Source organism: Phocicoccus schoeneichii, assembly GCF_014635565.1.
Lineage (GTDB): Bacteria > Bacillota > Bacilli > Staphylococcales > Salinicoccaceae > Phocicoccus > Phocicoccus schoeneichii.
The window spans coordinates 391,351-414,731 of record NZ_BMDB01000001.1 but is presented as its reverse complement, the minus strand read 5'-3'; the positions used below and the strand labels follow the sequence as shown (position 1 = coordinate 414,731).

Annotated in this window: 22 protein-coding genes, 1 other RNA gene and 1 pseudogene; 20 read left to right on the top strand and 4 right to left on the bottom strand. The window is 36.3% G+C overall.

From position 1 onward, the window contains the following. The first annotated feature begins 54 nt into the window (after nt 1-54). The 3 genes from IEU51_RS02260 (at nt 55) to IEU51_RS09355 (ending at nt 1,240) form a co-directional block, all read left to right on the top strand. Nucleotides 55-744 carry a Crp/Fnr family transcriptional regulator gene (locus IEU51_RS02260; RefSeq protein WP_186087421.1) on the top strand — a complete coding sequence of 230 codons (690 nt, stop codon included), beginning with the start codon at nt 55-57 and terminating at the stop codon, nt 742-744. A 49-nt stretch (nt 745-793) separates the two neighbouring features. Further along, nucleotides 794-986: non-coding RNA, 6S RNA (ssrS, locus tag IEU51_RS02255), on the top strand. 125 nt (nt 987-1,111) lie between these two features. Beyond that, entirely contained in the window at nt 1,112-1,240 is a 129-nt protein-coding gene (locus tag IEU51_RS09355) for a hypothetical protein (RefSeq protein WP_268234171.1), read from the top strand. 148 nt (nt 1,241-1,388) lie between these two features. Here the strand turns inward: IEU51_RS09355 and IEU51_RS02250 are convergent, their stop codons facing one another. After that, nucleotides 1,389-2,660 carry a replication-associated recombination protein A gene (locus IEU51_RS02250; RefSeq protein WP_186087424.1) on the bottom strand — a complete coding sequence of 424 codons (1,272 nt, stop codon included), beginning with the start codon at nt 2,658-2,660 and terminating at the stop codon, nt 1,389-1,391. A gap of 53 nt (nt 2,661-2,713) precedes the next feature. Here IEU51_RS02250 and IEU51_RS02245 point away from each other — a divergent pair, with 53 nt between their 5' ends. Further along, nucleotides 2,714-3,166, top strand: a complete 453-nt coding sequence (locus IEU51_RS02245) for an RrF2 family transcriptional regulator (RefSeq protein ID WP_308808165.1) — start codon at nt 2,714-2,716, stop codon at nt 3,164-3,166. Between the two features lie 17 nt (nt 3,167-3,183). Here IEU51_RS02245 and IEU51_RS02240 read toward each other — a convergent pair whose 3' ends face one another. Together IEU51_RS02240 and IEU51_RS02235 are read right to left on the bottom strand one after the other, a co-directional pair. Further along, nucleotides 3,184-4,863, bottom strand: a complete 1,680-nt coding sequence (locus IEU51_RS02240) for an ABC1 kinase family protein (RefSeq protein WP_186087430.1) — start codon at nt 4,861-4,863, stop codon at nt 3,184-3,186. Between the two features lie 33 nt (nt 4,864-4,896). Further along, on the bottom strand, nt 4,897-5,100 hold the full coding sequence (locus IEU51_RS02235) for an ACT domain-containing protein (RefSeq protein ID WP_186087433.1): 204 nt from the start codon (nt 5,098-5,100) through the stop codon (nt 4,897-4,899). Nucleotides 5,101-5,305: 205 nt separating this feature from the next. Here IEU51_RS02235 and IEU51_RS02230 point away from each other — a divergent pair, with 205 nt between their 5' ends. The 4 genes and pseudogenes from IEU51_RS02230 to IEU51_RS02215 all read left to right on the top strand — a co-directional run bounded on the left by IEU51_RS02230 (nt 5,306) and on the right by IEU51_RS02215 (nt 9,539). Next, nucleotides 5,306-6,418 carry a homoserine dehydrogenase gene (locus IEU51_RS02230; protein WP_186087435.1) on the top strand — a complete coding sequence of 371 codons (1,113 nt, stop codon included), beginning with the start codon at nt 5,306-5,308 and terminating at the stop codon, nt 6,416-6,418. A gap of 1 nt (nt 6,419) precedes the next feature. Then, nucleotides 6,420-7,489: pseudogene (gene thrC, locus IEU51_RS02225) on the top strand (threonine synthase). Beyond that, nucleotides 7,482-8,345, top strand: coding sequence for a homoserine kinase (gene thrB, locus IEU51_RS02220; RefSeq protein WP_186087438.1), 864 nt, complete (start codon nt 7,482-7,484; stop codon nt 8,343-8,345). Before thrC ends, thrB begins: the two are co-directional and overlap by 8 nt. Nucleotides 8,346-8,366: 21 nt before the next feature. Beyond that, entirely contained in the window at nt 8,367-9,539 is a 1,173-nt protein-coding gene (locus IEU51_RS02215) for a M20 metallopeptidase family protein (RefSeq protein WP_186087441.1), read from the top strand. 223 nt (nt 9,540-9,762) lie between these two features. On the opposite strand, the gene IEU51_RS02210 is transcribed toward IEU51_RS02215, so the two are convergent. Continuing rightward, a complete protein-coding gene (locus IEU51_RS02210) occupies nt 9,763-10,764 on the bottom strand; it encodes an LLM class flavin-dependent oxidoreductase (RefSeq protein WP_186087444.1) in 1,002 nt (333 codons plus the stop codon). A 134-nt stretch (nt 10,765-10,898) separates the two neighbouring features. Here IEU51_RS02210 and IEU51_RS02205 point away from each other — a divergent pair, with 134 nt between their 5' ends. The 12 genes from IEU51_RS02205 (at nt 10,899) to IEU51_RS02150 (ending at nt 23,300) form a co-directional block, all read left to right on the top strand. Beyond that, the gene (locus IEU51_RS02205; protein ID WP_188349263.1) at nt 10,899-12,023 is read left to right on the top strand and encodes a cysteine desulfurase family protein; all 1,125 of its coding nucleotides are present in this window, start codon (nt 10,899-10,901) and stop codon (nt 12,021-12,023) included. A gap of 12 nt (nt 12,024-12,035) precedes the next feature. Continuing rightward, nucleotides 12,036-13,142: a tRNA 2-thiouridine(34) synthase MnmA gene (mnmA, locus tag IEU51_RS02200; protein ID WP_229713800.1), complete on the top strand. Its 1,107-nt coding sequence runs from the start codon at nt 12,036-12,038 to the stop codon at nt 13,140-13,142. After that, entirely contained in the window at nt 13,139-13,789 is a 651-nt protein-coding gene (locus tag IEU51_RS02195) for a tetratricopeptide repeat protein (RefSeq protein WP_186087453.1), read from the top strand. Before mnmA ends, IEU51_RS02195 begins: the two co-directional genes overlap by 4 nt. Before the next feature lie 15 nt (nt 13,790-13,804). Next, entirely contained in the window at nt 13,805-16,198 is a 2,394-nt protein-coding gene (recD2, locus tag IEU51_RS02190) for an SF1B family DNA helicase RecD2 (protein WP_186087456.1), read from the top strand. 251 nt (nt 16,199-16,449) lie between these two features. After that, complete coding sequence (gene alaS / locus IEU51_RS02185) at nt 16,450-19,080, top strand: alanine--tRNA ligase (protein WP_186087459.1); 2,631 nt, start codon at nt 16,450-16,452, stop codon at nt 19,078-19,080. 53 nt (nt 19,081-19,133) lie between these two features. After that, the gene (locus IEU51_RS02180) at nt 19,134-19,397 is read left to right on the top strand and encodes an IreB family regulatory phosphoprotein (protein ID WP_186087461.1); all 264 of its coding nucleotides are present in this window, start codon (nt 19,134-19,136) and stop codon (nt 19,395-19,397) included. Beyond that, entirely contained in the window at nt 19,390-19,809 is a 420-nt protein-coding gene (gene ruvX, locus IEU51_RS02175; RefSeq protein WP_186087464.1) for a Holliday junction resolvase RuvX, read from the top strand. Before IEU51_RS02180 ends, ruvX begins: the two co-directional genes overlap by 8 nt. Nucleotides 19,810-19,821: 12 nt before the next feature. Then, nucleotides 19,822-20,127 carry a DUF1292 domain-containing protein gene (locus tag IEU51_RS02170; RefSeq protein ID WP_186087467.1) on the top strand — a complete coding sequence of 102 codons (306 nt, stop codon included), beginning with the start codon at nt 19,822-19,824 and terminating at the stop codon, nt 20,125-20,127. 75 nt (nt 20,128-20,202) lie between these two features. Next, nucleotides 20,203-21,333: an endolytic transglycosylase MltG gene (gene mltG / locus IEU51_RS02165; protein WP_186087470.1), complete on the top strand. Its 1,131-nt coding sequence runs from the start codon at nt 20,203-20,205 to the stop codon at nt 21,331-21,333. A 157-nt stretch (nt 21,334-21,490) separates the two neighbouring features. Next, nucleotides 21,491-22,099: an O-methyltransferase gene (locus IEU51_RS02160; protein ID WP_186087473.1), complete on the top strand. Its 609-nt coding sequence runs from the start codon at nt 21,491-21,493 to the stop codon at nt 22,097-22,099. 18 nt (nt 22,100-22,117) lie between these two features. Next, the gene (gene greA, locus IEU51_RS02155) at nt 22,118-22,606 is read left to right on the top strand and encodes a transcription elongation factor GreA (RefSeq protein ID WP_186087476.1); all 489 of its coding nucleotides are present in this window, start codon (nt 22,118-22,120) and stop codon (nt 22,604-22,606) included. Further along, a complete protein-coding gene (locus tag IEU51_RS02150; RefSeq protein WP_229713798.1) occupies nt 22,599-23,300 on the top strand; it encodes a 5'-methylthioadenosine/adenosylhomocysteine nucleosidase in 702 nt (233 codons plus the stop codon). Before greA ends, IEU51_RS02150 begins: the two co-directional genes overlap by 8 nt. Nucleotides 23,301-23,381: the final 81 nt, after the last annotated feature.

Here is a 23,381-nt window from a genome sequence, read left to right as displayed (position 1 = left end):
AAGTCACATTTCGTGGTAAAATTTTAAGTAAGTTGTGAAGAGGGTGAGATCGTAATGGTGCAAGTATTTCAACCAAACTTAATTATTCAATTTATAAAAGAGAATGGCACGAATATTAAAGTAAAAAAAGATGAATACATATATCATACAGGTGACAAAACAGACTGTATTTATTTGCTACTGTCTGGAGAAGTATTCGTATGTAGAATGCAGCCGGAAGGCATTGAACTTGTGACGCACTTCTTAAATGAAGATTCTATTTTTGGGGCAGTGACACTTTTTTGTGGACCAAAGACATTCTCGACATTCTCACAAGCGAAAGTAGACTCAGAGTTGCTCCGTATTGAAAAACATATGTTTGAAGAGGCAATTTATGCACACCCTGAATTTACGAAAGAATGGATGAAGTGGGTAGATATCGAGCGATCGAGACATTCTACTAAAATAAGAGATTTATTTATGTTTGGTAAATACGGTGCATTAGCCAGTGTGTTAATCCGTCTTACGAATTCATTTGGCGTTAAAAAAAGTAATGGTGTATTGATTGATACTAAATTAACGAACCAGGAGTTAGCAAAACTCATTGGTACTTCAAGAGAAGTGGTCAACCGCCATTTAAGAGAGATGCGAAATGATGGTATTTTAACCATAGATAAGAAAAAAATTACTGTACTTGATCTAGAGGAATTAAAGAGGATCAATAACTGTGAGAACTGTGATATCAATGTATGTCAGATTTTCTAGCCATATTTATTGCAAAAACACAGTTCGAGTGATAAGATTACATTAATAGAAATTCCTGAATGGTACGTGATGTGTCGGTTATATTTTGACCTAACACCTTTTAAAACGGGAGCACGAGTTTTCGGTGGAAGAACACGCCTACATGACGATGTCGGGACGTTCGGAAGCTGGAACAGGGCACCCACCTGCAATGAGCAGGCCAAATTAATCGACAAATACACACGGCTAATGTTGGGTATTTCAAAGCAGTCAATTCATTGGCTGCTTTTTATTTTTTGTGTTTTTATCCTAAAAAACACTTTATTTTATGTCAATGTATGTTATTATAATAAACGTAAATTCGAGATGGAAAGGTTGCGGGTGTTTGATGGCACATGTAATCAAAACCAATAAAGACAAGTTAATTGAAGAGAAACAAATTAAAAATGAAGATAAGATGTGTGAGTTACTTAAAAAGAGAAAACAAGCACGTCGTAATATCTTTAGAGGTATATAGATAGAAGCGCTCGATATTCGAGTGTTTTTTTGATTTAGGACTTTGCTTCGGAAAGTCACCAGTTTTCACCAATAGTTTGGTAAGCAAATTTTATATGTTACGTTAGATTAAAAAAGACACGCTTTACATTGATAGCGTGTCTTTATCTTTATTTAAAATAGTCACTTAGTCTTGTGTACGTGTCGTTTAATAGTGATTCGTATTTTGAGATTCCGTTGTCTTTAAAGTATTGTTTGCTTTTAAGTGTATCTGGTAGGTATTGTTGTTTGACTACGTGGTTCGGATATTCGTGTGGGTACTTATAGCCAATCGAGTTTCCGAGTTCTTTTGCTCCAGCGTAGTGTCCGTCTTTCAAGTGTTTCGGCACAATTCCTGCGCGTCCTTTTCTTATATCAGATAACGCATTATCTATACTCGTAATCGCTGTGTTTGATTTTGGTGAGAGTGCAAGTTCTATTACAGCATGTGAAAGTGGAATGCGTGCTTCTGGGAATCCGAGTCGTTCTGCTGCAAGTATCGCGTCGAGAGTTCTACTTGTGAGTCCGGGATTTGCTAAACCGATGTCTTCATATGCAATGACGAGCAGGCGTCTTGCAATCGTTACTAAGTCACCTGCTGAAATCAACCTTGCGAGATAGTGAAGCGCAGCGTCCACGTCACTTCCGCGAATCGACTTTTGGAACGCACTCATCACGTCATAATGCTGATCTCCATCTTTGTCATGTAAAAATGCTGTTTGTTGCATCGTGTCCCTCGCGTCTTTTAAAGTGATTGTAATTTTTCCATCTGTGTCTTCACCAGATAAAACAGCAAGCTCTAACGCATTCAGTGCACTTCTAATATCGCCCTGTGCACTATTTGTGAAGTGTTCTAGAGCATCTTCTTCTATTTCGACATCATAACTCCCAAGTCCACTGTCTTTATCTTTTAAAGCACGTTCTAACGCGATTTTTATTTCATTATTTGTTAAAGGATAAAGTTCAAAAATCTGTGCGCGTGAACGTATGGCTGGATTAATGGCATGATACGGGTTTGATGTCGTTGCTCCGATTAAAATGAGTGTTCCATTTTCTAGGTGAGGGAGTAGGAAGTCTTGCTTCGGCTTATCGAGTCTATGAATCTCGTCCAACATTAAAATTACAGAACCAGACATTTTGCCTTCGGCAACTACTTGCTCCATATCTTTTTTTGTATTAGAAACAGCGTTTAGGGTTCTAAATTTTAAATTTGTAGAACCTGCTAAAGCACTAGCGATACTTGTTTTACCAATTCCAGGTGGTCCATAGAGTATCATGGATGAGAGTCGTTTTGCTTTCACCATACGTCTAATGATGCCACCGTCACCCACAAGATGCGACTGTCCAAGGACATCATCTATTGTTTTTGGGCGCATTCTATAACTGAGTGGTTGATTTACCATTGTTTTCACCTGACATTTATATAATAATTAGATAATATGTTTAGTAGAGTTTATTGTACAGTAAATTATTGTTAAATTCGAGAGGTGATACTTTGTTTATCTCTACTAAAGGAAGATATGGACTTTATTTCATGACCGTTTTAGCAGATAACTATAACTCATGCAAGCGTTCTGTAAAGTCAGTCGCAATAGAGCGTGGGATCAGTGATTTATATTTAGAACAAATTGTAGCAAAACTAAAAAAAGCGAATCTCGTTAAGAGTACACGTGGTGCGCATGGCGGATATGAGCTTAGCATGCCGCCAGAAGATATTTCCGTGTATATGATTTTTAAAGCAGTGGAAGAAAATATACTTGTCATTGAACAAGATGAAAAAGACACTAAGAATGAAAAGTATTTATGGCGTGAAATGAGAGACGCAATGAGTGGAGTAATGAAAAATACGACGCTATATGATCTCATCACAAGTCCAGATGAGATTGAAGAGTATATGTTTTACATTTAAAAAAACAGGTCTGTTTTTTATAACCGACCTGTTTTTATTATGGAGTAAATAAGCCATAAGAACATGAGCACTGCTAATATAGAGCCTATTTCTATTATTGGGAAACGGAATAATATCGATCCTTGACCGAGTATAGAAGCTCCAATGATGAGTCCAACCATTAGTATTGATAGAGAAAGCAGTACTAAGCTGAAACTTAGTCTGTTGATGATTTTATCGGCATGTTTTCCAATTTCTTTTCTACCATCAATCGTTAGTCGAATCGGTAATTCTTTATTTTTTAATCCTTTTGTAAATTGATGCAGGTTTTGTGCAGCATTTGCTGCGTCTTCTTGAATTTCTATCCAATCAATAATTTTACTACGTGCAAATCGTTTTGGATTTAATCGTTCTAATACGAGCTTTTTTCCAAACGGTTCCGCAATGTCTAATATACTGAATGATTTTGACAATAGCTCGATATTACCTTCAAGTGTGATCAGTGTTTTTCCGAGTAATGTAAAGTCTTTTGGTAGTCTGATATGATAATGATTTGTAATTGTAAATAAATCTTCTACAGCATCACTAAAGTCAAGTTGTGAAAGAGGGATGTCATAATATTTATCTTGCAGGATTTCTGCTTCACGATACAAATCGTTCACATCAACATTATCTGGCACGACCCCCATTCGAATAATTGCACGGACCACTTTTGTGGATTCTCTTTGCATCATTCCAATTAAAATATTTCCAAAATTATAACGCAGGTCACTTGTAAGTGTTCCAACCATGCCAAAGTCTATAAATCCAAGCCGTCCGTCTTTTAATACGATAATATTACCTGGATGGATATCCGCATGAAAGAAGCCGTGGTCAAATATTTGTTTGAATACTGTTTTTGACAATGCTTCTGCAAGGTGCTCTCGATTGATATTCATTTCTTCAAGTGCATCTGTATCTCGTATAGAGACACCTTCTAAATATTCCATCGTGAGAACAGTCTTATTCGTAAGTTCAAAAATGCATTCTGGGAATACTGTAGTAGGATCATCTTTAAATGCTTTTCTAAATCGCTCCATGTGACGTGCTTCAATCAAGTAATCCATCTCATCAATCATTGCACTTGAAAGTTCATCTACAATACTCGTTACTTGATATTGTTCAGCCCAACTAAAATGATTTTCTGCAGTTTGAGCGATCGTTCTTAAAATTTCTAGATCTGCACGTACTTGTCGTTCAATGTTTGGACGTTGTACTTTAACAGCAACGACGCGACCATCTTTTAAAACTGCACGGTGTACCTGTCCAATCGATGCTGAACCAATCGGTTTATCTTCAAAAATTGAAAATACATCGTCAATTTTTATGTCTAAAGATTCTTCGATGAGCTTTTTTGCCGTTTCTGTTTCAAACGGAGGCACATGATTTTGAAGTTGTTCGAGTTCTTTAATGATAGATTCAGGTATGATGTCTCCTCTAGTAGATGCAATTTGACCAAGTTTAATAAACGTTGGTCCAGCTTCTTCTAAGAAAATACGTATGCGTTCAGCAAGTGTCTTTTCCTCAGAAACCTGTGTTTTTGTGATAAGTCTTCTCGGCAAAGAGAGAATTCTGTCTAACCCGGATTCTTCGATTATGAAACCGAGGCCACTTTTAGAAAATAAAACAGCAATTTCTCTAAAACGGTTTAAATACTTTATTTGTTTTTGTAATAACATAGCGTGCACCTCTAATTTCCTTATGGGTCTATTTTAAGGTTTAAACAAGGTATTGTATAGTGATTGAATTGCGCGTTTCTCATCAATTTCAGCAACAGCAAAAATAATACTACTTTCATGTGCACCAGACATCGTCATGATAATATTAATGTTTTCTTTTGATAGTGCATGTGTCAGCATATAGATGCTCCCAATCGTGTTTTTCATACCTTCACCTGCAGCATAAATGATAGCCATGCTTTCTTGTAAAGAGATGTTGTCTGGGTTTAGTTTTGTTATTATCTCCTTAACAAACTCCAGTATTTGTTCAGGTGAATCGAAATTTTATTCATTTCTAAAAATAAATTTCCATTAATCTTACCTTATATCCTTTCATAATAGTAGTGGTTTTGTTAGAATTAAATGAAAATATCAAATTTTCTTATTATTCAGGGGTCATTTTATGAAACTATTAATGTTAGGTTTAGGTACTGTAGGTAGCGGAGTTATTAAAATATTAGAAAGTAATAAAGATAAAATCACTAGAAAAATGGGTAATACGATTACTGTAACTCATGCTTACGTTAAAGATATAAAAAAAGAAAGAGACGTCGATGTGAGTAATATAGAGCTCACCGATGACATAGATATTGCTAAACATTTAGATGTTGATATGGTAGTAGAAGTAATGGGTAGCATTAATGAAACGAAAGAAATCGTCGCACATTTTTTAGGAAAAAAGGTACCAGTAGTTACCGCAAATAAAGATATGCTCGCAGTCTACATAGATGAGCTAGAAAATATTGCCGATAAGAATAATGTACAGTTTAAATATGAAGCAGCCGTTGCAGGCAGCATTCCAATTATACGTACGATAGAAACGAGTTTTAATAGCAACGAAATCACAAGAGTCATGGGTATTTTAAATGGGACTACGAATTTTATCTTAAGTGAAATGGGAAAACATAACTCATACAAGGATGCATTAGAAGAGGCAACACGTCTTGGATATGCAGAGCAAGATCCGACAAATGATGTAGATGGGATCGACGCGAGTAGAAAAATTGTGCTTTTAGCACGACTTGCATTTAATATGTCACTTATTTTAGATGAAGTTGATGTAAGAGGAATTAGGGACATTGATACTGTAGATATTAAGAACCTTGAAGATGAAGGGTATAAGGTAAAGCTCGTTGGAGATGCTGAGCGTGTCGGTAGAGAAGTGTTTGTATCTGTTGCACCAAAGGCTTTTAAAACGTCACATATATTAGCAAATACGAATGGCAGCATGAATGGTGTGTTCCTAAAAGGAAATGCCTTTAATGATGCATTTATGTATGGGCCAGGTGCAGGGAGTTTAGAGACCGCTTCAGCAGTTGTTTCAGATATTATTAATGCATATAATGAAGAACCTAATTACGATATTCCTACGACGAAGGCACGTATTCATAAAAAGATGTCTGAAAAGGAATTTTATGTGAGAACAGCTGAAGGGTATACTTTTATTCAAGCACATGAAGGACAGTTGCAAAAAGACAATACAGTACTACAATACTTTGAATTGGTAGGAGATTAACATGACAGAATACAAAGGGTTATTAGATAAATATCAGGCATTTTTACCTGTAACAGATGATACTCCGAATCTAACTTTATATGAAGGAAACACACCACTCATTCCATTAGAAACACTCTCAAAAGAGCTTGGTGTAAAGCTATATGGCAAGTTTGAAGGATTAAATCCAACGGGCTCATTTAAAGATCGTGGAATGGTGCTCGCAGTAGCTAAAGCGAAAGAAAGGGGTGCACATTCCGTAATCTGTGCATCTACTGGTAATACGTCTGCGTCAGCAGCGGCTTATGCAGCACGTATGGGATTAAATGCGATTGTTTTAATACCAGACGGAAAAATTGCTTTAGGGAAATTATCACAATCCATGATGTACGGTGCGGATACGGTCGCTATTGATGGAAATTTCGATGAGGCTTTAGAACTTGTCATTAAAATTGCAGAAGAAGATGATGGGATTGCACTTGTGAATTCTATTAACCCGTACCGTATTGAATGTCAAAAAACGGCAGCGTTTGAAATTGTTGATACACTAAAAGACGCACCAGATATTCTTAGTATACCTGTTGGTAATGCGGGGAATATCACAGCGTACTGGAAAGGGTTTAAAGAATACAATGAAGTAAAGGGAAGTAAGCTACCTAAAATGTTTGGGTTTGAAGCGGAAGGAGCAGCGGCTATTGTAAGAGACGAAGTCATCAAGAATCCTGAAACAATCGGTACAGCGATTCGTATAGGAAATCCAGCGAGTTGGAAGGGGCGACTAATGCGAGAGACGAATCTAATGGCATTATTGATTCAGTGACTGACGAAGAAATCATCGATGCATATAAACGAATCGCAAGAACTGAAGGTGTATTTATTGAACCAGGATCAGCCGCAAGTCTAGCTGGTGTTATAAAATCTATAAATAATGGTCTAATTGAAAAATGTTCGACAGTAGTATGTGTGTTTACAGGTAACGGTCTGAAAGATCCAAATACAGCTATTGACTATTCCGTGAGTCAACCTGTAAAAATGCCCGTTGATGAAGGTGAGATTCGTAAATTTATTAAAGAGCTGAACTCCAATGTTTGAGTTTAAAGTACCTGCAACAAGTGCGAACTTAGGGCTTGGTTTTGACTCCATTGGAATGGCTTTTTCGAAGTTTTTATATATTAAATCAGTAGAATCAGAGAGTTTTAAAGTCATTCATGAATCAAAAGAGAATTTTATTTTACCTATGGATGAGTCGAATTTGATCATTAAAACAGCAATTGATGTGGCAAAGAAATTTAACAAAGTGATGCCAAAAATTCAAGTTACAACTATAAATGAGATACCACTGTCACGTGGTCTTGGGAGTTCATCTAGTGCTATAATTGCAGGCATTGAACTTGCGAACTTTTATTGTGACTTAAAACTAAAAGATTATGATAAGATTTTAATTGGATCAGAGATTGAAGGGCATCCAGATAATATAGGACCGTGTGTGACTGGTGGATTATTTATTGGTTCGTATGACGATGGTGTATTAACGTATTATCATTCGCCGTATCATCATTTTAGCTATATCGTTTCAATCCCAAATTATAAAATACAGACTGTGGAAGCGAGAAGCGTATTACCTGATTCGTATAAAAAACAAGATGCAGTATTGCATAATGCTTCTGCAAATGTCTTCGTTGCCGGGTTATTAAATGGTGATCAAAATATCATTAGAAAGACAATCATAAATGATCGGTTCCATGAAAGTTATCGTAGTGATTTAATAAAAGAATTTAAAGAGATAAAAGAAATAGCCAAAAAGTCTGGCGCTATAGGAACTGTAATGAGTGGCGCAGGACCAACGGTTCTCACTATTACAGAAAATGGACATGTGAGTGCAGTACTAAACGCACTCAAAAACAATATCGAATGTGACCACGAAGAGATATTTGTTTATAATAAATAGTAACAAGAAAGGTGGCGCAATATGAGTTACATACAAGATACGATAGATTTTAGACGTGAATTACATGAAAATCCAGAACTATCAACAATGGAGGAACGTACTTCTAGAAGAGTGAAAGAGAAACTCGAGGAATACGGGGTTCCGTATAAGGATGGATTTGCGAAACATGGTATTTTAGGAATTATCAAAGGAGACAAACCTGGTGGTATTGTGGGAATCCGTGCAGACATGGACGCACTACCTATCAATGAAATCAGTGGAGAACCTTTTTCATCTAAAGTAGAAAACGTGATGCATGCGTGTGGTCATGATGCGCATACTTCTATGCTAGTAACGGTCGCAAGGATTTTGAACGAACGTAAGTCAGAAATAAGTGGAACGATTCTTTTAATCTTCCAACCTGCAGAAGAAAATTCACCGACAGGTGGATCACAAGCGATGATGGATGATGGTGTATTTGACGAATATGAACCAGATGTACTACTTGCTCAACACGTATGGCCAAGTTTACCAGTTGGACAATTTGGTGTCATGGGTGGACCAATCATGGGTAATTCAGACCGTTTTAAAATTAAGGTTACTGGAACAGGCGGTCACGCTGCGATGCCAAATGAAACTAATGACGCAGTCATCATGATGAACGCGTTGATTAATAATCTCCAAACGATTGTATCTAGAAACGTCGATCCATTTGACCCAGCTGTACTTACGATAGGAACAGTGAAAGCAGGTACGGCATATAATGTGATTGCAGAAGAAGCAGAACTAAACGGGACGATTCGTACGCAATCTGACAATGTGAAACAATTAATGAAGAGACGTTTCCACGAAGTTGTAGAAGAAACCGTTCAAGCATATAACGGAAAAGTTGAGATTGAGTATTATGATGGGTATCCTGCTACTGTTAACGATGAGGAAATCGCACAACACGTGAAATCAATCATTGGAAACATGCACGGAGAAGCCTCTGTGCCAAATTTACGCCCATCACTCGGAGGAGAAGACTTCGGACGTTTCTTGAAGAAATATAGAGGTGTCTATTACTGGCTCGGTACTTCAATTGGAGAAGGACAGAAACCACTCCATAACCCAGGTTTCAAATTAAACGAAGATGGGCTAAAATATGGAGTAGAGACGATGGTAGAAGTTGCTCTAAAAACATTAGAAAGAGTGAACGAAAAATTAAATGATTAACTTACTCGTAATAATCATTCCAATTTTAGTGATACAAGTCGCTGCCTTCACAGGTATCGTATTATACATTAGAAAAAACAAAGAAAGACAATAGTTAGCTCTTTAGTTAAAATAAAAAAACGCACTCGCTTTCCTGGGGCGTCGCCTAAGCCTGTAGTCTTATGCTGACGTTTCTCCCCTAGGAGTCTTGTGCGTTTTTTTATAAAAATAACATTACTTTCTATTAAGATTCTTTTAATTCATCTACAACTTCTTCAAATAAATCATATGATTTTTTCCATGCGTCTGTGTCGTAGATTGCTGATGCGATGATGAGTTCATCAACTTCATATTTTTGCTGGAAGAATTCTAACTGCTTCTTAGCAGTCTCTTTACTTCCTTTTACTTGAATAGGGAACTGACTCTCAACGACGAATTGTTCATGCGTAGACCAGAGTTTACTCATATCTTCGACTGGTTTCTTCATTGGCGCACGTTCATGTTTAATCATGCTTAAAATATTTTGATAGTGACTTGAAGCTAACACTTCAGCTTCTTCGTCTGTATCTGCCATAATCACATTTAAAGTTGCCATTTTATATGGTTTGTCTAATTGTTCACTTGGTTGGAAGTGACGCTCATAGATTTCAAACGCTTCTTTCATCATTTTTGGTGCGAAGTGTGATGCGAATGCATACGGAAGACCGAGCTCTGCTGCGATGTACGCTGAGTCTGTAGAGCTTCCTAGAACGTATAGCGGGATATTTGTTCCCGATCCAGGGTTTGCAATCACTTGTGATTCTTGGTCAGATAAAAAGAATTGTAGCTCTTTAATCTCATCTTTAAAGTTAAATACACCTTGGTTGATATCACGACGAATGGCACGTGCAGTCATCATATCTGTACCTGGTGCACGTCCGAGTCCAATATCAAAGCGGTCTCCATAAATTTCATGCATCGTTCCGAAATCTTCGGCAACCACATATGGTGTATGGTTTGGTAACATCACACCACCAGATCCTACTCGAATTTTTTCTGTTTTCGACGCAGTGTAGTGAATGAGTTGACGTGTCGCACTTGAAGCAATAGACCTCATGTTATGATGCTCACTAATCCAGTATCTTTTATAAGAAGAATGATCTAAATGTTGTGCAAGATCAATCATGCGATCAAATGCATCTTTACTATCATAATCTTCCCTTACATAGACTAGGTTTAAAACTGAAATTGATAAATCTTTATTCATGTAATCTCTCCTCAAAACAATTATTCTAAAATTTAAGGGCAAAGTCTATTTAAACGCCTTGAGCAATGGACTATAAATAAGACCCTAAACATGATAGAATATTTAACTGACAATGTATTAAGGAGAGACTTATAATGCAAGAGAATACACCGATATATTTAGACTATGCGGCAACAAATCCGCTAGATAGAGAGATTTTAAGCAAGATGATGATGGTATCGACGCATTACGGTAACCCATCTTCTATTCATAAAATTGGTAAAAATGCGAAGACACGATTAGAACGTGCTAGAGAACTCATCGCGGACAATATCATGACAGACCCAAATGAGATTGTTTTTACAAGTGGTGCTACAGAATCAAATAACACGGTGTTAGAGAGTGTAAGTCGTGCACATAAAAATGCACATATCATTACGACGAAGCTTGAACATAAGTCTATCTTAGAAACGTTAGAACAAGATAAAAATATTGAATTCAGCTTTGTAGATACAGACAGTGAAGGTCTTATTAACATCGATGATTTAAAATCTAAGATTAAAGACAACACAAAGCTCGTAACAATTCACTACGTAAACAATGAAACAGGTACAATTCAACCAGTTAAAGAAATTGGTGAATTATTAAAAGATACAGATGTTTTATTCCATGTCGACGCTGCACAAGCCCTTGGTCATGTGCCACTCGTTATGAGTGAGTTAGATGTGGATTACATGAGTATCAGCGGACATAAAATTGGTGCACCTAAGGGTATTGGTTTACTCTACATCAAAAATGGTAGCAAATTAAATCCATTAATGTACGGTGGAGAACAAGAGCGCGGACGTCGTGCTGGTACTGAGAACTTAATCTACGCGCATGCAATTTCAGTCGGTGTGCGTAAAGCAGTACGTGACTTTGACGAGAGAAGTACGACTGAACAACGCTTAAAAGAATTATTCTTATCAGAGCTCGATTCACTTGGCGTGCCTTATGAATTAAATGCATCAAAAAAGGTGAGTCCTCATATCGTTAATATCTATTTACCATTTGTTACAACAGACATCATGTTAACAAGACTCGATCTTAAAGATGTATATGTATCCGGTGGATCAGCATGTAACGCGGGCACTGTTCAACCGTCACACATGATTACAGAAATGTATGATGAAAAACGTGCAAACCAATCAATTAGAGTGAGCTTAAACTATATGACTACTGAAGATGAAATTAAAGGTGCAGCACAAGTATTCAGCGAAATATTTGAAAGTTTAAAATAAAGGATGAAAAATATGATAGATAACAGTAAGACGACTGTAGTTGTTGGTATGAGTGGAGGTGTAGACTCAAGCGTAACAGCTAAAGTTTTAAAAGACGAAGGGTACAACGTCATCGGTATTTTTATGAAAAACTGGGATGACACAGATGAGTTTGGTGTATGTACAGCAACTGAAGACTATGAAGACGTAAGGAAAGTTGCAGAACAAATTGGTATTCCATACTACGCTGTAAACTTTGAAAAAGAATATTATGACCGTGTGTTTAGATATTTCTTAGATGAATACAACAGAGGTCGTACACCGAACCCAGACGTGATGTGTAACAAAGAAATCAAGTTCAACGCATTTTTAGATTATGCGATGAAACTTGGTGCAGATTATGTAGCAACAGGACACTATGCTCGTGTCACACATGACGGTGAAGTACAAATGTTACGTGGAGTCGACAATAATAAAGACCAAACATACTTCTTAAATCAGTTAACTAAAGAACAGTTAGAAAAAACGTTATTCCCACTTGGACACTTAGAGAAGAGTGAAGTGAGAGAGCTCGCACATAAATATGATTTAGCTACAAAAGATAAAAAAGACTCAACAGGCATTTGTTTCATAGGGGAAAGAGATTTTAAAGAATTCTTATCAAACTATCTTCCAGCAAACCCTGGTAAAATGATTGAGTTTGAAACTGGTGAAGAAAAAGGTACACATGACGGTCTGATGTATTACACGATTGGACAACGCCAAGGGTTAGGTATCGGTGGATCAGGAGGTCCGTATTTTGTTGCGGGTAAAAACTTAGAAACGAATGAACTTTACGTTGTTTCTGGTTATGATAACGAATATCTGTATTCAACAAGTCTCATCGCTACAGAAGTGAATTTCATAAATGATGTACCAGATGAATTTACAGCAACTGCTAAATTTAGATATCGCCAAAAAGATACGAAAGTATCCGTTAAAAAAATTGGTGAAGATGCAATTGAAGTGACTTTCCTAGAACCAACACGTGCGATCACTCCAGGACAAGCAGTCGTATTATACGATGGAGACCGTGTGATTGGTGGAGCAACAATCGACGAAGTATTTAAAGAAGGTAAGAAATTGGAGTATCTCGCATGAGTTTAAATTACGAACACTTAATTGAATCTGGTGACTATGAAGCGGCTTTAAAAGAGATTTTTGAACAAATTGAGATCGAAAAAGACAATGAAGTCCACTATATTAATGGTGGACTTGTTTTATATAAACTAGAAAAACTAGATGAAGCAGTTGCGTTTTTAGAACGTGCGATTGAAGTTGCAGAAGACAGTACACTCGCGATTTATTCATTGGGTAATATCTATTATGAAGAAGGTAAATATAAAGATGCGAGGACTCTGTTTTTATCTATTTATGATAAAATGGCTGAAGACAACGATTTAAATTACATGATTGCGTTGTGTCATGTGAATTTAAACGAAGCACGAATGTCTATTCCGTTTTTTGAATCGGCAATCAAAGACAATGATGACACAGAAATTCTATTTCAATACGGCGTATTGCTGTGTCAGCTCGGACTTTTAGAACAAGGGGAAACACTATTAAATAGAATTGTGTCCCTAGAAGATCATGCGGATGCTGAGTATAACCTTGGACTCGTGAAATTGACGAAAGATAGTGACTTACTGCGAGCTAAAACGCATTTTGAACGTGCAATCATGATGCAAAATGATCACATACTCGCACATCACGCATTAAAAGAAGTCAATAAACAATTAGAAAACTAAGTGAGGAGAATAAATATGGCACAGATGACACTAGATGATGAACCATTTGTTGTTGGTGAAATTGATCGTGTAATTTTTCATAACAAAGACAATCACTTCTATGTGTGTGTCTTATTTATTCATGAAACAAATACGGAATTAAAAGATGAAACGATTGTGACAGGTAATTTCTATGACATCCATGAAGGTGAAACGTATCGTTTTTCTGGACGCGTAACAGAACATCAAAGATATGGTAAACAATTCCAAGCACGTGAATTTAAAAAAGATATTCCACGTTCTGAAGATGGACTCGTGGAATATTTATCTGGAGAAAAATTTGTTGGGGTTGGTCCAAAAACAGCTGAAGCAGTAGTCAATGCTTTAGGCATCAACGCGTTAAAAAAGATTGCAGAAGATTATACGGTCCTTCATGAAGTACCGGGCATTTCTGATTCTAGAAAACGTATGATTTATAGAACGATTAAGGAAAACTACGCCACTGAAGAAGCAGATCTAATCATGATTGAGTTAGGGATTGAACCCGTAAAGCGTGCAAAGATTTTTGATACATATCAAAGTGAGACGTTAAATGTGCTCACCAACACACCATACAAGCTTGTCGAGGATATCTTTGGTATTGGCTTCAAAAAGGCAGATTTGATCGCACAAAAAGCGGGCATTCAAAAGAATTCAAACGAGAGACTTTCAGCGGGTATTCACTATAGTTTAGAGCGTGCCTTAAATGAAGAAGGGCATACATATATAACGCTTGATAATTTAATCACGAATACTCTAACGCTTTTAAATGATGAGACGACTTACTTTGACTCGGAATCAGTGACGGAACAAGTCGATCTTTTAGCGACAGATAATAAACTCATCGTTCAAGATGATCGAGTCACAGATAAACTTTTCTATTACAGTGAGAGAAACTCAGCGAATAAACTATATGAACTGTCTCAAGTCGACATGGCAAAAACAAGCAAAAAAGAAATTGAGCGCATGATTGGACGTGTGGAAAAAGAGTTAGATATCACATATAACGAAGATCAGAAGATTGCAATTATCAATGCTATCGTTTCTCCACTTTCGATTATCACAGGTGGACCTGGTACAGGTAAAACAACGATTGTTAAAGGCATTATAGAAACGTTAAGAAAAATAAATGATATCAAACCATTTGTTGATTATGATGAGTCAGATGGACTGTATCCGATTCAACTTGCAGCACCTACAGGACGTGCAGCGAAACGCATGAAAGAGACGACAGGAATTGATGCATCTACGATTCATAGACTTATCGGTTGGGGTCGTGAAACTGAAGACACCGAAATCATTGATAACATTATCGATACAGAGTTTATTATCGTTGATGAGATGTCGATGGTGGACACTTGGCTCTTTTATCAATTTATTAAAAATGTCATGCCAGAAACACAAGTTGTTTTTGTAGGGGATGATGCACAGCTTCCATCCGTTGGACCAGGTACTGTATTTAAAGACTTGATTGAATCAGGGGTTATTCCAGTAACAAAACTAAAGACAATTTATAGACAAGCTGAAGGGTCTTCAATAGTGAAGCTCGCTTATGAAATCAATAACGGGCAACATGTAAATATTAAAGAACGCCATGACGACCGGTCGTTTATCGAAGCGCGTACGGACCAAATCGCAGATGTCGTCGATATCATCGTAAAAAAAGCTGTAGAACGTGGCTTCGATATGAGAGACGTTCAAGTATTAGCACCAATCTATCGTGGTCCTGCAGGTATCAACACATTAAATCAGGTGCTCCAAAAGGTCTTGAATCCAAGAACTGAAGACAAGAGTGAAATTGAGATTGGTGACAAGATTTTTAGAGAGAATGATAAGGTCATCCAACTCATCAACAGACGTGAAGACAATGTGTTCAACGGGGACGCTGGAGTTATTCATTCAATCGTAGACCAGCATGATGGTGGTAAGGAAAGCGTCACAGTCGATTTCGATGGCAATTTAATTACGTATGAACGTAAAGACTTATCAGAACTTGCTCATGCGTATTGTACGAGTATCCATAAGGCACAGGGTAGTGAATACCCAATCGTGATTATGCCAATCGTGTCTAGTTATTACCATATGCTCCAGAAGAATATAATCTATACAGGTGTAACAAGAGCAAAAGAAAGTTTGATTATATGTGGAGATGCGAATTCATTTTTAAATGGTATTAAGCGTGAAGGCATCAAGAGAAACACTATGCTACAAACTTATCTTCAAGATATATTTAACATGTTCGAAGCAGTTGAAACGACAAATCAAGAAGAAACTCGAGTAGAAGAGCTTGAAGAACCAAAGTCATTCATTTTGACAGAGGAAATTGTCAAAGCGAAAAAAATCGATCCGATGATTAACATGAAAGGTGTCACACCCTTTGATTTTAATTGACGATTGTCAGAAATTCTCATATAATTTAACTATTATAAAAAACACGAACAAATACTGAGTGAATCGTTTGGTCAAATAGAGATGTTGTGGTTGGTGAAAACAACACAAGAACGGTTTACGTGCTATATTTGTATGAAAAATAAATACAGCTAAAGTGATGATTTAATCATAATTTGGGTGGTACCGCGGATAGAATTCGTCCCTATTTAGGGAGAATTCTATTTTTTTATCTTAAAAATGGAGGAATTATAATGAAACAATTAACTACTAACGAATTACGTCGTCTGTTTTTACAGTTTTTCGAATCTAAAAATCACGATATTGAACCGAGTGCATCACTCATTCCAGTGAACGATGATTCATTACTATGGATCAACTCTGGTGTTGCGACATTAAAAAAATATTTTGATGGAACTGAAATTCCAAAGAATCCAAGAATTGTAAACTCACAAAAATCAATTCGTACGAATGATATCGAAAACGTTGGGTTTACAGCACGCCACCATACATTTTTTGAAATGTTAGGTAACTTCTCAATTGGTAATTATTTTAAAAAAGAAGCAATTCTATACGCTTGGGAGTTCTTAACTAGTGAAGAGTGGTTGAATTTTGACGAAGAGAAACTCTTTGTGACGATTCACCCTGAAGATGAGGAGTCATTCAAAATTTGGAATGAAGAAATTGGATTACATCCATCTAAAATCACTAGAATTGAAGGAAATTTCTGGGATATCGGTGAAGGTCCTTGTGGTCCAAACTCTGAGATTTTCTATGATCGTGGCGAATCTTATGATTTCGGTGAAGAGAGAAATGAGATGTATCCAGGTGGAGAAAACGAACGCTATCTTGAAATTTGGAACTTAGTATTCTCTGAGTTCAACCATAATAGTGATCACACATATACACCACTACCAAACAAAAACATTGATACTGGCATGGGGCTAGAGCGTCTTGCGAGTGTTATTCAAGATGTGCCAACGAACTTTGATACAGATGTGTTTATCCCTATCATTAATAAAACTGAAGAGTTAAGTGGCAGAAAATATGGTGAAAATGACATTGATGACGTTGCATTTAAAGTAATTAGTGACCATATTAGAACAGTTGCATTTGCGATTGGTGACGGAGCATTACCGTCAAACGAGGGCCGTGGGTATGTATTACGCCGCCTGATTCGTCGTGCGACACGCTTCGGTAAAGAACTCGGTATCAATAAAGCATTCCTTTCTGAAATCGTTCCTGTAGTTAAAGAAGTAATGAACGACTACTATCCAGAGATTCAAGCTTCAGAAGATTTCATTAAACAAGTGATTCATCAAGAGGAAGAGCGTTTCTTAACGACACTTGATGAAGGAATTAAGATTTATGAAGAGATGAGAGACAACGTAAAAGGCACAACAAAAACGCTAAGTGGAGAAGATGCGTTCAAACTGTACGATACGTTCGGTTTCCCAATTGAAATGACTGTAGAGTACGCAGCTGTTGACGGAATCACTGTAGATATCGACGGATTTAACGCTGAAATGGAAAAACAAAGAGAGCGTGCACGTTCATCTAGAAAAGATAATAACTCAATGAACGTTCAATCTGAAACATATACAAACATTAAAGATGAGAGTATATTTACTGGATATGAATCCGTCCAAAGTGAAGGAAAGCTTCTTTATATCATTAAGGATGATCAGTTAGTTGATACGTATGACGGAAACGAACCTGTTGAAGTTATTTTTGATCGTACACCATTCTATGCAATTTCTGGTGGACAAGTTGCAGATAAAGGGATTATAGAAAACGATCATGCTTTAATGGAAGTAGTAGCTGTTACTAAAGCACCTAACGGACAAAATATCCATACAGTGATTCTAAAAGAAGGTTCAATCAACGTTCATGACAACTATAGTCTAAAAGTAGATAAAGAGACGCGTAACTTTATCATCAAAAACCACACAGCGACACATTTACTTCACCAAGCACTTAAAGACGTAATTGGTACACATGCGAACCAAGCAGGTTCTTTAGTTGAAAAAGAAAGATTACGTTTCGACTTCACACATATTGAAGGCGTTAAAAAAGAAGAACTTAAAGAGATTGAAAGAATCGTTAACGAAAAGATTTACGAAAGCTTAAATGTAGATATCAGTGAAATGTCGATTGATGACGCGAAGAAAAAAGGCGCAATGGCTTTATTCGGAGAAAAATATGGTGAGACGGTTCGTGTTGTTGATATCGACGGATACTCAATCGAACTTTGTGGTGGTATCCATGTAGTTAACACGGGTCAAATTGGTACATTTAAAATTCTTTCAGAGTCAGGAATTGGTGCGGGTATAAGAAGAATTGAAGCTGTAACAAGCAAATACGCAGTAGAGCTCTTACAAAGAGAAGAACAAACGATTGAACGTATTGCAGAATCGCTAAAAGTTAAAAAGCAAAATGTTGAATCAAAAATTGCTGAACTTGAAGAGAGTGAAAAAGCATTACAAAAAGAACTGAAAGAGCTAAAAGCATCATTACAAAAAGATGCGTTAAGTGATTTAAGTCAAAATACGGTACAAATTGGTGACTACACGGTTATTAAAACAGAAATAACTGCAGGAAGTGTACCTGAACTTAGAGATACAATGGATATGATTAAATCAAGTCATCAAGAAGCAATTATTGCTCTTGCTACAGTTATTGATGACAAAGTGTCACTCATTGTCTCAGTACCAAAATCATTAACGAAAGAGATTAAAGCAGGCGATATCATGAAAGGTATGGCTGAGCGTGTTGATGGTAAAGGTGGCGGTCGTCCAGATCAAGCTCAAGGTGGCGGAACGAACGTAGACAATATTAACGATGCATTACAATTTGTTGACGAGTATATTAAAAATTTTGTATAAGCAATGATCTTTGGTATAATATTTATACAATTATGTAGTCAGGAGTGTTTTACATGGACGAATTCGATAAAACAATGAAGTTTAGTGTTGAGGATACTCACAATATGAACATAAAGAACGTACTAACAAATGTGTATAAAACACTTGAAGAGAGAGGCTACAACCCAGTAAACCAAATCGTTGGTTACTTACAGAGTGGAGATCCAGCATTCATTCCGAGACACAATGATGCTAGAAACCAAATCCGTCATATTGAACGCGATGAAATTATGGAAGTACTTGTGAAATACTATCTTGAGAGAGAAATTGATGGATAGAACACTTGGACTTGATTTAGGTACAAAAACGATTGGTGTTGCCGTGAGTGACCTCTTAGGTTGGACCGCTCAAGGAATTACAACATTAAAAATTGATACTTTAAATGATGACTATGGAATCGCTCAGATAGAAGCACTTATAAAAGAGTATCAGGTAAAGACCATTGTAGTAGGATTACCTAAAAATATGAATAATACCATAGGAGAGAGTGGAGAACGTACGCTCCACTTCTCTAAATTGCTTGAAAATAATTTTAGTGATGTTAAAATTGTGTTGTGGGACGAACGTCTCAGTACTGTTGCTGCAGAGCGTGCATTACTTGAAGCGGATGTTTCCAGAAAAAAAAGAAGCAAGGTCATTGATAAGATGGCAGCAGTATTTATACTTCAAGGCTACCTAGATAGCCATTAAGGAGATAGACATATGTCTGAAGAATTAAATTTAAACAATGAAGAAGAACTTCTAACTCTATACGATGAAGAAGGTAACGAAGTACTTTACAGAAAATTACTTGAATTTGAACATCCTGGTTTCAGCAAACACTATGTGATCTTAGCTGAAGAAGGAAACTTCAACGACGAAGACGACGAAACTGAAATCGAACTTATTCCAATGATTTTAGAGCCAGATGAAGATGGTGAAACAGGTCGTTTCTTACCAGTTGAAACAGACGAAGAGTGGGACATGATTGAAGAAATCGTAAACACAAACTTTGATGATGTAGAATAATTAAATAATTAATTTCGGTGCTTCCAGTGTGTTTAAATATTGGAAGCACTTTTTAAGATTAGAAATGGAGGATTTATGAGTAGAAATGATGATGTAAGATTCTCAAAAAATGTTTCTTCATATCTGTCACTTTTTATAGTGTCTATTCTCGCAATAGTTCTAATCGTTTTAGCAGTTTCTGGGTTTATCTATGTTAAATCAGGTTCTAAACCACTAGATCCAGAATCACAAGAAATCAAACAAATTGAAATTCCTGCGGGTGCAAGTTCAAGTGATATTAGTGAAACGCTTGAAGAGAATGGAATTATTAAAAATAGTTTTCTATTTCAAATGTATTTAAGGCTCAATAGTATTTCTAACTATCAAGCTGGACAATATAACCTATCACCTTCAATGGATTTTGAGACAATTTCTAAAACGTTAGAAACAGGTATCATCTATGAAGAAGTACTTTATAAGTTAACAATTCCAGAAGGATATACAATTGATGAGATTGGTGACACAATCGAAAATACACTTCCTGTTAAGAAGGATGTGTTTATCAATAAGATTCAAGATGAAGATTATATCAAACAGCTGATTGAAGATTATCCAGATATGTTAACAAATGAAATTTTAGAAAAAGATATTAAGTATGCACTGGAAGGTTACTTATTCCCAGCAACGTATGATATTACTGAAGAAGAGCCAAATATGGACAAGTTGATTAGACAGATGTTAGACGCAACGAAGAATAACTCATTCAGTCTATATAAATCTGTTGATGAATACAACATCAATATAGAAGGAAACAACGAAACGTTAACATTCCATCAATTCTTAACATTAGCATCACTTGTTGAAGAGGAAGCAACTTCACTCGCTGACCGTGCTAAAATCACAAGTGTATTCTTAAATAGACTCGCTTTAAATCCTTCAATGCCATTACAGACGGACCCTACAGTTCTATACGCACAAGGTAAGCATAAAGATGTGGTGCTTTATGAAGATTTAGAAGTAGACGATCCGTTTAACACATATAAGCATAAAGGATTAACACCTGGACCAATCGCAGGACCAGGAACAGACTCGATTCAAAGCATTTTAAACCCGTCTAACACAAACTACTATTACTTCTTGGCAGATAAAGATGGGGTGAACCATTTCTCTGAAACTTTAGATGAACATAATGAAAAGAGAGAGAAATACATTAATAATGCAGAGTAAAAATACGCATCTTTTGATGCGTGTTTTTTTAATGGAACTATGGGTAATAATCTAAAAGAAAACAGTTTCATTTTTATGCTGTATGTGGTATAGTACAAATTAATGATTATACAACTGACACGAGAAGTGTCGGTTGTATATTTTTTGTGGTGATGTAATGAATGAAAATCAGTATATAGAAAAGCTGAATATTAGAGACGAAATTTTCCCTGAACTCTATCAATATGCAAAAGAAAATAGAGTGCCTATTATTGATAGTGATGCACTAAACATCGTTAAAAATTTCATCAAGCTAAAGTCTGTAAAGTCGATTTTAGAAGTTGGAACGGCGATTGGTTATAGTGGCTTGCACATGTTGTCGGTCAGTGACGACATTCAACTAACAACAATTGAACTAAATGAAGCAAGCTATAAAATTGCAAATGAAAATTTTAATACCTATAAAGTGCAAGATCGAGTGACTCATATTCACGGAGATGCGAAAGAAGTAAGTGTCAATGGTAAATTTGATATGATCTTCATTGATGCATCTAAAGGCAATAATTTATTATTTTTAGAGAAATATAAACCACTATTAAATCCAGGTGGATTTATAATTGTGGATAATATTTTACTTAGAGGACTCATCGTTCAAGAAACGATTGATAATAAAAACAAAAGAAAACTGAAAGAAAAAGTAGACCGTTTTAATCATTATGTAAAAGAAAATTTCGACCACACTATGTATTTCAACGTTGGAGACGGACTACTAGTAATTACGGTTTAATTTAAAGGAGAAATTATAATGGAACAAAATGTAGGTTTAAATAAAGAATACCCAATGACACAAGAAGGTTTTGAGAAATTAGAGCAAGATCTCGAGCATCTTAAAACGGTAAAACGCCCGGAAGTAGTTGAAAAAATTAAAGTCGCGCGTAGCTTTGGTGACTTATCTGAGAACTCAGAGTATGATGCAGCGAAAGATGAACAAGGATTTGTAGAACAAGAAATCTCTAAAATTGAAGAGATGATTCGTTACGCTAAAATCATTGAAGATTCAAAAGATAACACGACTGTACAAATTGGTAAAACAGTTACTTTCGTAGAGCTACCAAAAGGTGACGAAGAAGTTTACAAAATCGTAGGTTCAGCAGAAGCAGATCCATTCGAAGGTAAAATTTCTAACGAATCACCAATTGCTCAAGCATTAATTGGTGCTAAGATTAAAGATGAAGTAAACGTACCACTACCAAACGGTAACGAAATGAAAGTGAAAATTACTAAAATTGACTAATCAAACTATAGGTATTATTGGTGCAATGCAACCAGAAATCGATATACTAAAAAAAGATATGTCGATAAAAGACACTACGAAGATTGCTGGGATTGAATATTATTCTGGTGAACTATATGGTAAAAATGTTGTTCTTGTAGAGAGTGGAATTGGTAAAGTAAACGCTTCTATCGTTACAACTTTACTTATTCAACAGTTTAATGCGACACTCGTTATCAACACTGGTGTAGCTGGTTCTTTATCTAATAAACTCGATATCACTGATATCGTAGTTGGTAATAGCATGGTCCATCATGATGTTGATGCAACGAATTTTGGTTATGACTATGGTCAAGTTCCTGGAATGCCTCTTCATTATGAAGCTGACAAAAATGCTGTATCTTTAGCAGTCAAAGCACTTGAAGAATATGGCGACGTGAACTTCCATAAAGGCTTAATTGTTAGTGGGGATAGCTTCATTGATGATGATAAACGTAAATCGTTTATTTTAAGTGAATTTAGTGATGCACTTGCGGTTGACATGGAGTCTGCTCCGATTGCGCAAGTGTGTCACCGTTTAGAAGTCCCATGTTTAATCATGAGATCTATGAGTGACAAAGCAGATAATAGTGCTGATATGAATTATGAAGAGTTTCTTTTAAAAGCTTGTATTCACTCATCTAACACGGTAAAATTAGTATTAAGGAAACTGTGATAACGGAGGGGTACAATGCTATTCTTAATGATTCTTGCAGTGGTTATTACAACAATCATTGGCTTTTTCGTATACAAGGAT

What these genes read in the sequence shown, in the direction of transcription:
- IEU51_RS02260 (WP_186087421.1), top strand. Translation starts at nt 55, where the DNA reads ATGGTGCAAGTATTTCAACCAAACTTAATTATTCAATTTATAAAAGAG.
- IEU51_RS09355 (WP_268234171.1), top strand. Translation starts at nt 1,112, where the DNA reads ATGGCACATGTAATCAAAACCAATAAAGACAAGTTAATTGAAGAGAAA.
- IEU51_RS02250 (WP_186087424.1), bottom strand. Translation starts at nt 2,660, where the DNA reads ATGGTAAATCAACCACTCAGTTATAGAATGCGCCCAAAAACAATAGAT.
- IEU51_RS02240 (WP_186087430.1), bottom strand. Translation starts at nt 4,863, where the DNA reads ATGTTATTACAAAAACAAATAAAGTATTTAAACCGTTTTAGAGAAATT.
- IEU51_RS02235 (WP_186087433.1), bottom strand. Translation starts at nt 5,100, where the DNA reads ATGGCTATCATTTATGCTGCAGGTGAAGGTATGAAAAACACGATTGGG.
- IEU51_RS02230 (WP_186087435.1), top strand. Translation starts at nt 5,306, where the DNA reads ATGAAACTATTAATGTTAGGTTTAGGTACTGTAGGTAGCGGAGTTATT.
- thrB (WP_186087438.1), top strand. Translation starts at nt 7,482, where the DNA reads ATGTTTGAGTTTAAAGTACCTGCAACAAGTGCGAACTTAGGGCTTGGT.
- IEU51_RS02215 (WP_186087441.1), top strand. Translation starts at nt 8,367, where the DNA reads ATGAGTTACATACAAGATACGATAGATTTTAGACGTGAATTACATGAA.
- IEU51_RS02210 (WP_186087444.1), bottom strand. Translation starts at nt 10,764, where the DNA reads ATGAATAAAGATTTATCAATTTCAGTTTTAAACCTAGTCTATGTAAGG.
- IEU51_RS02205 (WP_188349263.1), top strand. Translation starts at nt 10,899, where the DNA reads ATGCAAGAGAATACACCGATATATTTAGACTATGCGGCAACAAATCCG.
- mnmA (WP_229713800.1), top strand. Translation starts at nt 12,036, where the DNA reads ATGATAGATAACAGTAAGACGACTGTAGTTGTTGGTATGAGTGGAGGT.
- IEU51_RS02195 (WP_186087453.1), top strand. Translation starts at nt 13,139, where the DNA reads ATGAGTTTAAATTACGAACACTTAATTGAATCTGGTGACTATGAAGCG.
- recD2 (WP_186087456.1), top strand. Translation starts at nt 13,805, where the DNA reads ATGGCACAGATGACACTAGATGATGAACCATTTGTTGTTGGTGAAATT.
- alaS (WP_186087459.1), top strand. Translation starts at nt 16,450, where the DNA reads ATGAAACAATTAACTACTAACGAATTACGTCGTCTGTTTTTACAGTTT.
- IEU51_RS02180 (WP_186087461.1), top strand. Translation starts at nt 19,134, where the DNA reads ATGGACGAATTCGATAAAACAATGAAGTTTAGTGTTGAGGATACTCAC.
- ruvX (WP_186087464.1), top strand. Translation starts at nt 19,390, where the DNA reads ATGGATAGAACACTTGGACTTGATTTAGGTACAAAAACGATTGGTGTT.
- IEU51_RS02170 (WP_186087467.1), top strand. Translation starts at nt 19,822, where the DNA reads ATGTCTGAAGAATTAAATTTAAACAATGAAGAAGAACTTCTAACTCTA.
- mltG (WP_186087470.1), top strand. Translation starts at nt 20,203, where the DNA reads ATGAGTAGAAATGATGATGTAAGATTCTCAAAAAATGTTTCTTCATAT.
- IEU51_RS02160 (WP_186087473.1), top strand. Translation starts at nt 21,491, where the DNA reads ATGAATGAAAATCAGTATATAGAAAAGCTGAATATTAGAGACGAAATT.
- greA (WP_186087476.1), top strand. Translation starts at nt 22,118, where the DNA reads ATGGAACAAAATGTAGGTTTAAATAAAGAATACCCAATGACACAAGAA.